The organism is Ruegeria sp. N8 (assembly GCF_056531325.1).
In genome coordinates this window covers 379,689-393,560 of sequence record NZ_JBQFLQ010000002.1, presented here as the reverse complement: position 1 = coordinate 393,560, position 13,872 = coordinate 379,689, and the positions used below count along the sequence as shown (strand labels likewise).

General features: G+C 59.6%; 12 protein-coding genes. 6 read left to right on the top strand and 6 right to left on the bottom strand.

The features are described from left to right. Nucleotides 1-219: 219 nt before the first annotated feature. The 3 genes from ACR0C5_RS06030 to ACR0C5_RS06020 all read left to right on the top strand — a co-directional run bounded on the left by ACR0C5_RS06030 (nt 220) and on the right by ACR0C5_RS06020 (nt 3,881). Nucleotides 220-1,497 (top strand): DUF3422 family protein, encoded by a 1,278-nt coding sequence (locus ACR0C5_RS06030; protein WP_480875276.1) that lies wholly within the window; start codon nt 220-222, stop codon nt 1,495-1,497. Nucleotides 1,498-1,565: 68 nt separating this feature from the next. Next, entirely contained in the window at nt 1,566-2,702 is a 1,137-nt protein-coding gene (locus ACR0C5_RS06025) for an MFS transporter (protein WP_331252254.1), read from the top strand. 15 nt (nt 2,703-2,717) lie between these two features. Continuing rightward, a complete protein-coding gene (locus ACR0C5_RS06020) occupies nt 2,718-3,881 on the top strand; it encodes a M20 aminoacylase family protein (protein WP_170788354.1) in 1,164 nt (387 codons plus the stop codon). Nucleotides 3,882-3,927: 46 nt separating this feature from the next. Here the strand turns inward: ACR0C5_RS06020 and ACR0C5_RS06015 are convergent, their stop codons facing one another. Together ACR0C5_RS06015 and moaA are read right to left on the bottom strand one after the other, a co-directional pair. Beyond that, entirely contained in the window at nt 3,928-5,250 is a 1,323-nt protein-coding gene (locus ACR0C5_RS06015; RefSeq protein ID WP_480875272.1) for a 3-deoxy-D-manno-octulosonic acid transferase, read from the bottom strand. A gap of 1 nt (nt 5,251) precedes the next feature. After that, a complete protein-coding gene (gene moaA, locus ACR0C5_RS06010; RefSeq protein ID WP_480875269.1) occupies nt 5,252-6,259 on the bottom strand; it encodes a GTP 3',8-cyclase MoaA in 1,008 nt (335 codons plus the stop codon). Nucleotides 6,260-6,349: 90 nt separating this feature from the next. Between moaA and ACR0C5_RS06005 the strand changes: the two genes are divergently transcribed. Beyond that, nucleotides 6,350-6,772, top strand: coding sequence for a hypothetical protein (locus tag ACR0C5_RS06005; protein ID WP_480875266.1), 423 nt, complete (start codon nt 6,350-6,352; stop codon nt 6,770-6,772). Here the strand turns inward: ACR0C5_RS06005 and ACR0C5_RS06000 are convergent. Genes ACR0C5_RS06000 through glmU form a run of 3 tightly spaced genes read right to left on the bottom strand, consistent with a single transcriptional unit; the run spans nt 6,760 to nt 10,625 of the window. Then, nucleotides 6,760-7,449 (bottom strand): DNA alkylation repair protein, encoded by a 690-nt coding sequence (locus tag ACR0C5_RS06000; RefSeq protein ID WP_170769830.1) that lies wholly within the window; start codon nt 7,447-7,449, stop codon nt 6,760-6,762. The two genes, ACR0C5_RS06005 and ACR0C5_RS06000, sit on opposite strands and share 13 nt — an antisense overlap. Continuing rightward, nucleotides 7,449-9,269: a glutamine--fructose-6-phosphate transaminase (isomerizing) gene (gene glmS, locus ACR0C5_RS05995; protein WP_480875264.1), complete on the bottom strand. Its 1,821-nt coding sequence runs from the start codon at nt 9,267-9,269 to the stop codon at nt 7,449-7,451. Before glmS ends, ACR0C5_RS06000 begins: the two co-directional genes overlap by 1 nt. Before the next feature lie 3 nt (nt 9,270-9,272). Continuing rightward, nucleotides 9,273-10,625, bottom strand: coding sequence for a bifunctional UDP-N-acetylglucosamine diphosphorylase/glucosamine-1-phosphate N-acetyltransferase GlmU (glmU, locus tag ACR0C5_RS05990; RefSeq protein WP_480875262.1), 1,353 nt, complete (start codon nt 10,623-10,625; stop codon nt 9,273-9,275). 134 nt (nt 10,626-10,759) lie between these two features. On the opposite strand from glmU, the gene ACR0C5_RS05985 reads away from it, so the two are divergent. Both ACR0C5_RS05985 and ACR0C5_RS05980 read left to right on the top strand, forming a co-directional pair. Beyond that, nucleotides 10,760-11,431 (top strand): HAD-IA family hydrolase, encoded by a 672-nt coding sequence (locus tag ACR0C5_RS05985; protein ID WP_170352600.1) that lies wholly within the window; start codon nt 10,760-10,762, stop codon nt 11,429-11,431. Between the two features lie 39 nt (nt 11,432-11,470). Beyond that, nucleotides 11,471-12,661, top strand: coding sequence for a DegT/DnrJ/EryC1/StrS family aminotransferase (locus ACR0C5_RS05980; RefSeq protein ID WP_480875259.1), 1,191 nt, complete (start codon nt 11,471-11,473; stop codon nt 12,659-12,661). A 6-nt stretch (nt 12,662-12,667) separates the two neighbouring features. Here the strand turns inward: ACR0C5_RS05980 and ACR0C5_RS05975 are convergent, their stop codons facing one another. Next, the gene (locus ACR0C5_RS05975) at nt 12,668-13,735 is read right to left on the bottom strand and encodes a Hint domain-containing protein (RefSeq protein ID WP_170769256.1); all 1,068 of its coding nucleotides are present in this window, start codon (nt 13,733-13,735) and stop codon (nt 12,668-12,670) included. Nucleotides 13,736-13,872: the final 137 nt, after the last annotated feature.

Below are 13,872 nucleotides of genomic sequence, written 5' to 3'. Positions count from 1 at the left end.
GGGCTTTGCCCCCAAAGCCCCCCAGGATATTTTTTGGCCAGATGAAGCATGCGGGGTTTGCTTTTTTGGTGTTTGAGGCTGCTAGGTTTCAGGTTGGCAGTTATTTCAACAAGATAGCAGGAATGTATGCGAAGGTATTCTTGTAACTATAAGAAATAAAAAGAGAATTGATGAGAGGCCTGAACATCGTATAGTGCGACGGTGACTTCGGAGCCCGTTATGACCCCCATAGATGATCATCCTTTGCGCTATGCTCTGGCCAATGAATTGCATGCGCGCCCTTTTCCGGTGGCGTCCTCTCCTTGCACGGTGGTGTTTCTGGCGATCAAAAAGTCCGAGGCAGCGGTGGCGCGGGATCGGGATGAAGATATTGCGCATCTGATCAATCTGCTGGACCGCCATGGCGCACAGCATCCGCAGCCTGACGCCACGCATTATGCCGGACAGATCGGGCGCCATTGGTTGAAATGGGAGCAACATACGGAATTTGTCACTTACACAGCGATTACGCAAAATGTCAGTGATCGTGCCTTCAATCCAGCCGATTTCGAGGTGTTCCCCCCCGATTGGTTGATGGCCAGCCCCGGTCAGCGTGTGACCTCGGCAATGATCCGTGTGGTCCCGCGGGCGGAGGAGGACGCGGTGCAGGCCGCGCTTGGGGATTGGTTTGAACCTGAAAGCTTGGCTGTGGCGCGGGTGCTGGACGACTCGGCCATTTGTGCCAGTGACTTTCGCATCGACCCGGCTGGACACATGCGCTTTGCGCTGTTTGTCGACGAACAGACAGGGCGGCGCAGGACCGGGCGGATTATTCAACGCCTGTGCGAGATCGAAACCTACAAGGCCATGTCCATGTTAGGCTTTGCAAGGGTGAAGCAGCTGACGCCACGGATCAGTGAGTTGGACGCACAGCTGACCCGGTTGATGGGGCAGATGACTGACAATTCGGCGCACCCCGATGAGCTATTGCCAGATTTGTTGTCGACTTCGATCGAACTGGAGACACTGTCTGCCCGCTGTTCGTTCCGCTTCGGGGCCACGGGGGCATATGAAGCGATTGTCAATCAGCGGATCGAAGTGTTGCGCGAAGAACGGTTCGCGGGGCGGCAGAGTTTCGCGGACTTCATGATGCGCCGCTATGATCCGGCCATTCGGACTGTGAAATCCACCGAACGTCGGTTGCAAGCCTTGTCCGACCGGGCGATCCGCGCCGGAGAGTTGCTGCGAACGCGGGTGGATGTGGAGCGCAGCGCACAAAACCAGGCGTTGCTGGAGAGTATGGATCGCCGGTCCGATCTGGCGCTGCGGTTGCAGCATACGGTCGAAGGGCTGTCGGTGGTTGCGATCAGTTATTATGCAGTCTCGCTAGCCAGTTATTTGCTGTACCCCTTGACCAAGGCTGGGATCAGCAAAGGTATGCTGACCGCTATTGTTACGCTGCCGGTCGTGTTTTTGGTCTGGTACGGGATTCGTCAGATACGCAAGCGGTTGGAATAATCCGCATTTGCTCATCCCGGGAGCGTCTATAGAACGGAAACAGGCAGGGACGTGCGAAGGATTAGAGCGTGATCGGAATATTGGCCGCATGGCGGGCCGTGGCGGCCATGTTCATCTTGAATGGTGCGCTTTTCGGTATCTGGGCCTCGCGCATTCCGGCGGTCCGCGATCGGCTGGATCTGACGCATGAGGCCTTGGGATATGGTCTGCTGTTTATGGCGGCAGGTGCGGTGTGTTCTTTTCCGGTCACGGGGCGTTTGACCGACAGGTTTGGTGCTGTTGCGATTACGCGGGTCATTGCCGTCCTCTATACGTTTTCCCTGATCCTGCTGGCCTTTGCGGGCGGGTTCTGGGCGCTGGCGGCGTTTCTGTTTGTATTCGGGGCCTTTCATGGCTCGATGGATGTGGCGATGAACGCCTGGGCGGCCGAGGTCGAGCAGGCCTATGATAAACCAGTCATGTCCTCGTTTCACGCGATGTGGAGCCTTGGGGCAGGGCTGGGCGCGCTCAGCGGGTATGGCGCTGTGCAGTTGGGTTTGTCTGTCTTACAGCACTTCTTGCTGGCGGGCGGTGTTGTGGTCGCGCTGGCGTTGGCTTTTTCCTGGGTGCGATGGTCGTCGCGGCGGGTTGAGACGTCAGGTGGGGCGGTTTTCGCGTTGCCATCGGGGGCCTTGGTACTGGTGGGGTTCATCGCACTGTGCGGCGCTTTGGGCGAGGGCGCGGTCGCAGATTGGAGCGCGATTTTCCTGCGTGATGTCACCGGAGCAGCAGAAAGCGTCGCTGCGTTGGGATATGCGGTGTTCTCCGTTACGATGGTGGCGTTCCGGCTGGCAGGCGGGTTTGTCATCGCTCGGTTTGGCGCGGTGCCTACGGCACGGTTCGGTGGGGTTTGTGCGGCTTTGGGCGTGATCGGGGTTGTTGCGGCCAACGCGCCGGGACCAGCGCTGGCTGGGTTTGCGTTGATGGGTGTCGGCTATGCGGTGATTATGCCGCTTGCGTTCAGCCGGGCTGCCAATGATGCGACGATCCCACCGGGGCAGGCCATCGCCAGCGTGGCGACGTTGGGCTATGGCGGGTTGTTGATCGGACCTCCGCTTATTGGGTTTTTGGCCGAAATGCTTACATTGCGTTTGGCGTTCATGGCGCTGTTGCCGCTGGCTGTGTTCATTGTGCTGCTATCTGGTGCATTGAAGACAGACAGATAGATTTGGGAGAGAGATATGCCGATCAAAAACCGCTTTGCGGAGTTGCAGACGGAAATTACGGAATGGCGGCGTGACATTCACGAACATCCCGAAATTCTGTTTGAAACGCACCGGACCAGCGCTCTGGTCGCGGAAAAGTTGAAGGCATTTGGGTGTGATGAGGTGGTGACGGGCATTGGCCGAACCGGAGTTGTTGGGATGATCAAAGGCAAGGCTGACACCAGCGGCAAGGTCATAGGGTTGCGGGCGGATATGGATGCGCTGCCGATCCTTGAGGCGACAGGGCTGGACTATGCCTCGAAAACTGAAGGGGCGATGCATGCGTGCGGCCATGACGGGCATACGGCAATGTTGCTGGGGGCGGCCAAATACCTGTCCGAGACGCGGAACTTCGATGGCACTGTTGTGGTGATCTTTCAACCGGCCGAAGAAGGCGGTGGCGGCGGCCGCGAGATGTGTGAAGACGGGATGATGGACCGATGGGGTATTCAAGAGGTCTATGGAATGCACAACTGGCCGGGTCATCCCGTTGGCAGTTTCGCCATCCGGCCCGGTGCGTTTTTCGCGGCCACCGATCAGTTTGATATCGTGTTTGAAGGCAAGGGCGGTCACGCGGCCAAGCCACATGAAACGGTGGATACGACAGTGATGGCCGCACAGGCTGTGTTGGCCTTGCAGACCATCGCCGCGCGGAATGCCGACCCGGTGGATCAGGTGGTGGTGTCAGTCACTTCGTTCGAGACCTCTTCCACTGCGTTCAACGTGATCCCTCAGACGGTCAAGATGCGCGGCACTGTGCGGACTATGAGCACCGCCATGCGCGACTTGGCCGAGAAGCGAATTGGCGAAATCTGCAACGGTGTTGCTGCGACCTTTGGCGGGCGCGTCGATGTCACCTATTACCGGGGCTATCCCGTGATGGTGAACAGCGAGGCGCAAACCGAGTTTGCAGCTGATGTGGCGCGGTCGGTGTCCGGTGCATGCGAAGAGGCACCTTTGGTCATGGGGGGTGAAGATTTTGCGTTTATGCTGGAGGAGCGACCGGGCGCGTATATTTTGGTGGGCAACGGGGACACGGCAGCGGTGCATCACCCAGAGTATAATTTCAACGATGAAGCGATACCGGCCGGGTGTAGCTGGTGGGCTGAAATTGTTGAACAGAGGATGCCGGCGGCTTGAACGTGCGGGCCGGTGGGGGCTCTGCCCCCACGCCCCCGGGATATTTTTAGCCAGATGAAGTGGGATCCTGACGTTTCAAGTTAAGCTGGGCGCAAAGTGTTTCGACGATGTCGTCCAGTGCCTTTTTTTGAGAGTTTACGCAGGTTTTCGCAGCTTCGCGGGCTGCGTTCAGTTTGGTTGGATCAGACAACCATTGGGTCACAGCCTTCGTTAACTCTGGTGCTGTTCGTACCTCGGTTGCGCCACCTGTTTCGATCAGAGGGGCGAAGGTCTCGGCGAAGTTGAAATAGCCGGGACCGGTGATCACGGCTGCGCCAGCTTGGGCAGGTTCGAACGGATTATGGCCACCGATTTCCCTGAGGGACCCGCCGAGGAACACAATAGGGCAGAGCGCATACCAGGTGCCGGTTTCACCCAGCGTGTCGGCGACATAGATTTGTGCATCCTGCGCAATGGGTTGCGACGCAGAGCGGAAGGCTGCCGTTAGGTGAGACTGTTGGATCAGCGCGGCGACGTCGCCTCGACGCTCGGGGTGGCGAGGGATCAAGAGGAGCAGCAGGTCGGGCCAGCGGTTCAGCAGTTCGGCATGGGCCGACAGTACGGTTTCCTCTTCTCCGGCGTGGGTCGAACTGGCGATCCAGATGGGGCGGTCACTGATTTGGGTTCGAATTTCCTCAAGTGTGGTGCGGTCCACCGGTAGCGGGTCGGACATCGCTTTGAGGTTCGTGCCCGGTTTCACGCGGGTTTCTGGGGCACCCATAGCAATCAGGTTGCGGGCGGTTTTGTCGTTTTGGGTCAGGAAAAGGGTGAATTGGTCCAGAAGGAAACGCGCTGTTTGGGGCCGTTTTTTCCACCCCTCAACCGATCGATCTGAAAGTCGTGCATTCAGCAGCGCCAGAGGTGTGTCGCGATTGTGGGTTTCGGTGATAAGCCGCGGCCAGATTTCGCTTTCGACAAAGATGGCAGCATCGGGTCGCCAGTGGTTCAGAAAGCGCCGGACCGGGCCAGCTGCGTCCAAGGGCGGGTATTGATGGCGCGTCCGGGGCGGCATACGCTTTTCGATGAGCGCCGCCGATGTGGGTGTTCCTGAGGTGATCAGGAAGCTGGCATCTGGCAGCCTTTTGCCCAGACGTTTGATCAGAGTGATGACCGACAGAGTCTCGCCCACACTGGCGGCGTGAAACCAGATGAGATGGCCTTTGGGACGCGGTTGGCTGGCGTGACCCAGTCGCTCATGTTGGCGCAGGGTTGGGACTTCTGCCGCCAGAAGTTTCTTGCGCACCGCGCGCCACACGAAAGGGGCCGCCACAGCAGTCAGGCCGCAATACAAATGGTAAAGCAGCGTCGGTCGGCCAGAAGGGGCGGCCATGTCAGCCGCCTGTGTGGCTCATGTGGCGGCTCATCTTGCCATCCACCGACTGGCGGGAATAGTCGAAATCATGCCCCTTGGGCTTGAGGTCGATTGCGGCCCGGATCGCCTCTTCCAGCGGTTGCTCGGTGTCGGGATGGTTGCGCAGCGCACCGCGCAGGTCTGCCATATCCTCTTGCCCGAGGCACATATACAGCTCACCGGTGCAGGTCAGGCGCACGCGATTGCAGCTTTCGCAGAAATTGTGCGACAGTGGCGTGATGAAGCCGATCTTTTGGCCTGTCTCTTCCAGACGGACATAGCGCGCGGGTCCACCGGTGCGTTCGGCCAGGTCGGACACCGTGTAGTGGTTTTCGTATTCCTTGCGCACATCTTTCAGTGACCAGTATTGGTCCAACCGGTCTTCGTTGCCGATATCCCCCATGGGCATCACTTCGATCCAGGTCAGGTCCATGTCGCGTTCGGCACACCATTTTGTGATCGTGGGGAGCTCTTCTTCGTTGAAGCCTTTCAACGCAACCGCATTGATTTTGATCCGCAACCCGGCCTTTTGCGCCGCATCAATTCCGTTCAGAACTTGCTTGAGACGTCCCCAGCGGGTGATCTGAGCGAATTTGTCCTCGTCCAGCGTATCCAGCGAGATATTCACCCGCCGTACGCCAGCGGCGTAGAGCTCATCGGCAAAGCGATGCAGTTGTGATCCGTTGGTGGTCAGCGTCAGCTCTTTCAACGCGCCGCTGTCCAGATGCCGGGTCATGGCGTTGAAAAACGTCATGATATTGCGGCGTACCAGCGGCTCACCCCCGGTGATCCGTAACTTTTCTACGCCCATGTTCACAAAGGTCGAACACATGCGATCCAGCTCTTCCAGCGTCAGCAGGTCCTTTTTGGGCAGGAACTTCATGTCCTCGGACATGCAGTAGACACAGCGGAAATCGCAGCGGTCCGTGACGGAGACGCGGAGATAGGTGATGGCGCGAGCGAACGGGTCGATAAGTGGAGCAGTCATGCGACATAGGTAAAGCGCCACCCGCCCTGCGACAAGGGCGAACTGTGCTTTGCGCTGGTACAGATGCGCGCACGGCAGTAGGGTTCAGGCATGAGATATGAGCTTTTGCTATGCTGTATTCTGGTCGCTGGGTGCGATGCAGTCCGATCGACCACGGATCGAGTGTTTAACCGGGGTGAACCGGCTGCCGCAGCCGAACCCGAAGAGGCTGTGGTTGAAGAGGTCGCCGAACCCGAACCGGCCCCAGCTACCGCTGCCGGTTGGATCGGGGCCAAGACCACGATTGCCAGCTTGGGCGATCCGACCACGCCGGGGCGCTGGATGCAGACGCCTCTGGTCGAGACGGAATTTACCGGGCGGGTGCTTGTACCCCGAACCGGCGCGCAGGCTTACATCACGCTGGTTCCCGCACCGGGGCCCGAAGGCGGGGGGAGCCGCCTGTCGCTGGACGCGATGCGAGAGCTGTTGTTGCCCTTTGATGAACTGGTCGAGCTAGAAGTCTACTCCAACTGATCTTTCAGGTACTTGCCTGCTTCGCGGCGGGCAAAGGGTTTCATCGCCAGGCCATGCGTTTGCAAAAAGGCGATGACGCGCGGTGCGTCGTGCTTGGACAATTCGCGCAGCCACCACGCGATAGATTTCTGGATGAACCAATCACGGTCAGGTACATAGCCCGCAGCCCAGCCCAGGATCCGATCCCGGTGTTTCAGGTCGTCTGGTTTGGGATGGTTCTGTTTGGTCCAAGGCAGGGTAGCGACCAAAGCCGCGCGACGGGTCCACATGTGCTCGGATGTCGTCCAGCGTTCGACCTGATCCAACCGCGCAGGATCGGCGGACAGGCGTTTCTGCATTGCCATACAGGCGTGGTCGGCAACGGCCCAGGCGTCGAAATCGGGCAGCCAGCTTTGCAGCAGATCCCATGCCGCTTCATCTGGCCGGATGCGTGCCTGCGTCAGTAGCTTGGCAGCGGCGATGCGGGCTTCGTGAATATTCGTCTGCCAAAGCGCATCTGCCAGAGCGACGCGATCCGGCACATCCAGCTCTTGTCGCCAGCTTTTGGTCAGATCATTCAGAACCGGATTGGGCACGCCCAGATAGGGACGGTCCACCTTGTGATAGGCGGCGGCCTGCTGCGCGCGCTCAGTGTCCTCAAACGTGTTGATCTGGTCCAGATATGCGGCGGCTTGCATCATTCGACGGTGACGGATTTCGCCAGATTGCGCGGCTGGTCCACATCCGTCCCCTTTGCCACGGCTGTGTGATAGGCCAGCAGTTGTGCCGGAACCGAATAGAGGATGGGCGCAAGGCTCGGGTGGATGTGCGGCATGCGAATGGTGCTTTGAACCCCGTCCTTGGCCTCGGCGATGCCGTCGTCGTCGGAAACGAGGATCACCTTGCCTTTGCGTGCCATGACCTCTTGCATGTTCGACACCGTCTTGTCGAAAACCGCATCGCGCGGGGCCATTACCACCACGGGCATATGCTTGTCGATCAAGGCGATGGGCCCATGTTTCAGCTCACCCGATGCGTAACCTTCGGCGTGTATATAGCTGATTTCTTTTAGTTTAAGCGCGCCTTCCATTGCCAATGGGAACATGAGGCCGCGACCCAGAAACAGAACGTCGCGCGCCTCGGACAGACGTTGGGCAGCGGCGCGAATGGCATCGTTTTGCTCCAGCGCGATGTTCAGCACTGATGGCAGGCCACGCAAGGCGGCGGCGTGATCAGCCAGTTGCTTGGGCGTCAGAGTGCCGCGATCAGCGGCCGCTTTCAGCGCCAGCATCAGCAGCACGCTGAGCTGACAGGTGAAGGCTTTGGTCGATGCCACGCCGATCTCGACCCCCGCATGGATGGGCAGCGCGATGTCGCTTTCCCGCGCGATTGAACTTTCGGGAACATTGACCACCGAGACGATCTTGTCGGCTTTGCCCTCGCAATAGCGCAGCGCGGCCAGCGTGTCGGCTGTCTCGCCCGACTGGCTGACGAACAAGGCTGCTGTGCGACCGGGAATGGGCGGTTCGCGATAACGGAACTCGCTGGCGATATCGACCTCGACGGGGATCTTGGCCAGTTGCTCGAACCAGTATTTCGCGGTCAGACAGGCGTAGAAAGCGGTGCCGCAGGCGACCATGGTCAGACGGTCCAGCTTGGTGAAGTCCAGATCGCCGGGCAGGGTGATCTCGTCCCCGCCCGTGCGCAGATAGGACCGGATCGCCTCGGCCACGACAACGGGCTGTTCGGCGATTTCCTTGGCCATGAAATGCTTATGGCCGCCCTTGTCGGCGCGGGACTGGTCGATCTTGATCTGGCGGACTTCCCGATTGACCAACTCACCGGTTTCGTTGCGGATCTCCAGCGAGGTGCGGGTCAGCACGGCGCGGTCACCCTCTTCAAGATAGGTGATGCGGTCGGTGAGCGGGGCCAGTGCGATGGCATCTGAGCCTACGTACATCTCGCCATCCCCGTGACCGACGGCCAGCGGAGAGCCCTTGCGCGCCGCCACGATCAAATCGTCCTGACCGTCGAAAAGGAACGCTAGCGCAAAAGCACCCTCAAGCCGGTCGATGGTTTTGAATGCGGCGTCAACCGGCGACAGGCCCGTATTCAGGAAATGCTCGGCCATGAGGGCGACGGTTTCGGTGTCAGTTTCGGTTACGAAACCCACCCCATGCTCGGCCAATTCGGCGCGCAGCTCGCGGTAGTTCTCGACGATCCCGTTATGCACCACGGCCACGGGGCCCGCCTGATGCGGGTGCGCATTGGTCACCGAGGGTACGCCGTGTGTGGCCCAGCGGGTATGGCCGATACCCGACTTCCCGGGCAATGGGTCATGTACCAGCAAATCGCTAAGGTTCACCAGCTTGCCTACGGCCCGTCTGCGTCCTAACGCGCCGTTGTTCACGGTCGCAATCCCGGCGCTGTCATAGCCGCGATATTCAAGACGCTTCAGCGCCTCGACCAGAATGGGGGCAACCTCGTGTTCGCCCAAAACGCCTACGATACCACACATGGGTCAGGCTCCTTTGTCGCGGCGAGCCTTCTTCGCCTTGAGCATTTCAAAAAGTTTGCGCGCATAGCCGGGTTTGTTGTCCTGCTTGGCCCGTGCTACGGCCAGAGCGTCGGGCTCGACGTCGCGCGTGACCACCGTGCCGGTCGCCGTCATCGCGCCGTCACCCACGGTCACGGGGGCAACCAGCATGGTGTTTGATCCGATGAACACATTCTCACCAATCGTGGTCTTGTGCTTCATCACCCCGTCATAGTTGCAGGTGATCGTACCCGCTCCGATATTTGTTGCCGCACCAACAGAGGCATCCCCGATATAGCTGAGGTGGTTGACCTTAGCCCCTTCGGCGACCTCGGCATTCTTGATTTCGACGAAATTCCCGATGCGCGTGTTCTCGGCCAGTTCAGTGCCGGGGCGCAGTCGGGCATAGGGGCCGACGATAGCTCCGCGGCTGACATGGCAGCCTTCCAGATGCGAAAACGCCCGGATCGTCGCGCCACTTTCGACGGTGACACCGGGGCCAAAGACCACGTTGGGCTCGATCACCGTGTCCCGTCCGATGATCGTATCAGCGGCCAGGTAGACGGTTTCCGGAGCCATCAAGGTTACGCCCAGATCCAGCAGGTCTGCGCGGGCGCGAGCCTGGAATACCGCATCAGCAGCGGCCAGATCTGCGCGCGAGTTGACGCCTAGCGTCTGCGCCTCGTTACAGGCAACAGCGGTGACTTTCAGATCCCGGCTGCGGGCGATCTCGACCACGTCAGTCAGGTAGTATTCCTCGGACGCGTTGTCATTGCCTACCGCGTCGATCAACGAGAGCAAGGTTAGTACGTCACAGGCCAAAATCCCAGAGTTACAGAAACTTATCGCGCGTTCCTCATCCGAGGCGTCCTTGTATTCTACGATCCGTTCCAGCGTGTCTCCCTGCATGACCAGACGGCCATAGCGGGCGGGATCGGCGGCCTCGAACCCCAGAATGACCAAATCATTCTGTGCGCGTGCGTCGATCATCCGTTCCAGCGTGTCAGGCTGCAAAAACGGCGTGTCACCGTAAAGGACCACCACGTCGCCTTCGAACCCCTCCAGCGCGGCGCGGGCCTGGGCGACGGCATGGGCGGTGCCCAACTGTTCCTCTTGTACGGCAATCTGCGCGGTCTCATCCTCGGCTGTGGCGACCTTGGCAACGGCCTCGGAGCCGTGGCCGGTGATAATCACCGTGCGTTCGGGCGACAGCACGGCCCCGGCGCGCATGGCGTGGACCAGCATCGGAGCTTGCGCGATGGGATGCAGAACTTTGGGGATATCCGAATTCATCCGGGTGCCTTTTCCGGCGGCGAGGATGACAAGGGCGGTGCTCATGAATTCGTTTTCTCTTTGTGTTTTGTTGGCGACCGTTTTATCCGCTGGGGGCAAAGGCGCAAGCGGTTCGGGCATCAAACTAGATTGCCGTTTGCAACACGACGTGGCGAAAACCCGCCGAGGCAGGAGGCTTTATGCGTACCGTAATCTTCGATCTGGATGGAACTTTGGCGGATACATCCGGCGATCTGCTAGAGGCCGCGAACCATTGTTTTCGTCATATGGGCCATGGTGATGTGCTGATCCACGGGCAGGACGCGGGCGTGGCACTTCGGGGTGGTCGGATGATGCTGACCCACGGGTTAAAGCGTGTTGGAGCATTCGAAGAGCAGACCATTTCGGACTATTACCCGATGTTGCTGGAGGCCTACGCGCAGGCCATCGACACCCATACCACCTTCTATCCCGGCGCGTTGGACGCGGTTGAGGCGCTGAAAGCGGCCGGTTACGGCGTGGGCATCTGCACCAACAAGCCCGAGGCGCTGGCGCATCAGTTGCTGTCACAGATGGGAGTGCGGGATCAGTTCGCCGCTCTGGTCGGGGCGGATACGTTGCCCGTGCGCAAACCCGACCCCGAACCGCTGCGCGAGGCTGCGCGGCGGGCAGGTGGTCATCCCGACCTGTGTGTTCTGATCGGCGACTCCGATACCGACCGGAACACGGCAAAGGCGGCGGGCGTGCCTTCGGTTCTGGTTACATTCGGCCCTTCTGGTGACGATATGGCCGCGCTGGAGCCCGAGGCGTTGCTGCATCATTTCGATGATCTGCCCCGCGTGGTCGAGGGGTTGATTGGTGCGGCGGCTTAGTCTCTTGACCCAAGCGGGCGTGAGGACCAGAACAGAGCCATGACCGAGATATTCACTGGCAGCTTCACCCAGCAGGAACCCATCCCCGAAGAGGCGGTCGAGGCCGCGCTCGCTGTGCTGCGCCATGGGCGGTTGCACCGTTATAACGTGGTGCCCGGAGAACTGGGCGAAACCGCGCTGCTGGAGCAGGAATTCGCGGCGCAGATGGGGGCGAAATACTGTCTGGCGGTATCCTCGGGCGGATATGCGCTGGCCACGGCCCTGCGCGCAGTTGGGGTGCAGCCGGGTGATCCGGTGCTGACCAATGCTTTCACGCTGGCGCCGGTGCCGGGGTCAATCGCCTCGGTCGGGGCGAGGCCTGTGTTCGTGGGCGTGACCGAAGGGTTGGTGGTTGATCTGGACGATCTTGAAGCCAAGCTGGATAAGGCGCGAGTGCTGATGCTCAGCCATATGCGCGGGCATCTGTGCGACATGGACCGGCTGATGCAGATGTGCGACGCCGCAGGAGTGATCGTGATCGAGGACTGCGCCCATACGATGGGGGCAGCGTGGCGCGGGCAATTGTCGGGGCGGCAGGGGGCCATTGGGTGTTATTCCTGCCAGACCTACAAGCATGTGAACTCGGGTGAGGGCGGCTTGCTGGTCACCGATGATGAGGAACTTGCAGCGAAGGCGACGATGTTGTCGGGCTCGTATATGCTGTACGAACGTCATCTGGCCGCACCGGGGCCAGAGGTGTTTGAGCGGATCAAATATAACACCCCCAATGTCTCGGGCAGGATGGATAACCTGCGGGCGGCGATCCTGCGGCCTCAACTGCGGGATCTGGACCAGCAGGTTTCGCGCTGGAACGAACGCTATGCTGAGATCGAAGATGGTCTGCGCGACACGCCCGGCCTAACTATTGTCGAACGGCCCGAAGGTGAGACCTATGTGGGCTCATCCATTCAATTCCTGTTGCTGGATTGGTCGCCCGAGCGTATCGCCGAGGTGATCCACCGCTGCGCTGCGCGTGGGGTCGAGTTGAAGTGGTTCGGTGGGGCCGAGCCCACTGGTTTTACCTCGCGATACGACAGTTGGCGCTATGCGGACAGCACGCCTTTGCCTGCCAGTGACCGAGTGCTGGCGGGGATCATGGATATGCGGGTGCCGCTGACCTTCTCGCTGGAAGATTGCCGCCTGATTGCGCGGATCATCCGGGCCGAGGTTGGCGCGGTCTATCAGTCCTGACCAACGCTAATGCGCGCGCTGGTCCAGCGGGTGTTTGTTGTTTTTGCCCAGACGCTCGACAAACCGTTTTTGCTTTTTGATCTGCGGGATGGTCTGCTGCGAGGTTGACGGGGTGACGGCTGTCAGGCCCGGGAACAGCAGGTGGAGCTCCTCCAACGTCTCGGCAGATAGGGCTGACAGAGACATCGGCGACAGCAACATGCTTTCACTGGGGGCACCGTTCGCAAATACAATTTCATGGTCATCGAAAAGCAGATGGAAATAAGTCGTCGCACACGCCTGCGCCTCGACTTCTACCTCTGGCAGGGCGGTCAGCCGAATGGCTGAGATCAGAACCTCGCGCGCGCCAAACATACGTTCTGCCACGGGCGACGAGGCCTGCATCCGGTGCTGTCGTGACACCAACAAATCCGTATGCGGCATCCCTTGTCCAAGCGCACCTTTGGCAATGCGGATCGGAAGCAGCTTGGGTTCAGCCGTCATCTCGGCCTTGGAAACATGTCGCCGCCCGACCCATTTCAAAGCTTTGGCCCCCGATTGCGTCATCACCAGATCGCCGGCCTTCAACTGTTCGACGGGGATTTCACCATGTTCTGTGTCGATCAGCGTTCCCTGACAGAAACAGATCAGAAGCGAGATGTTGTCGACAATCGCGCCAAGGCTGTCATCTACGCCGATTTCGGTGAATCGCAGCGTGTAGTCACCCGCCTCGGGGAAATCGACGTCTATGATGATTGTTGTGAAGCTGGCCTCAGTTGGCAGAACGGTCATGGTTGAAATCACGACGCCGTCGCTGTCCACGATTTCGACCGTGAACCCATCGGTGCCCGCGTTACCCAGCGAGGCTGTGCGCAATGCTGTATCGAATTCCAAAATACCCGAATGCGCATCGTCCAGCGTAAACGTCTGTTCCAAAACGGTGGTGAAACCCGAGCGGCCATCCAATTCTGAAACCAGATTCCTTGAACCATTTCCAAGGAAGGCAAACTCGGGGTTGATTTCCACGTCGGTGCCCGACCAGTTCGAGCGGCCGCTGCTGAAATCTCCGTTAATAATCACATTCGTCGGGGCCATGGGATCTGCTTTCTAAATGATTTTCGACTCAACGCATGTCGGCGAGACCCTATTGGCTCAGCGTCGGGACGACAATGTGTTGAAATCGTGAAGATACTCTGAATCCGAGGTTTTTTTGAGTGATTGCGCCAGGTTCT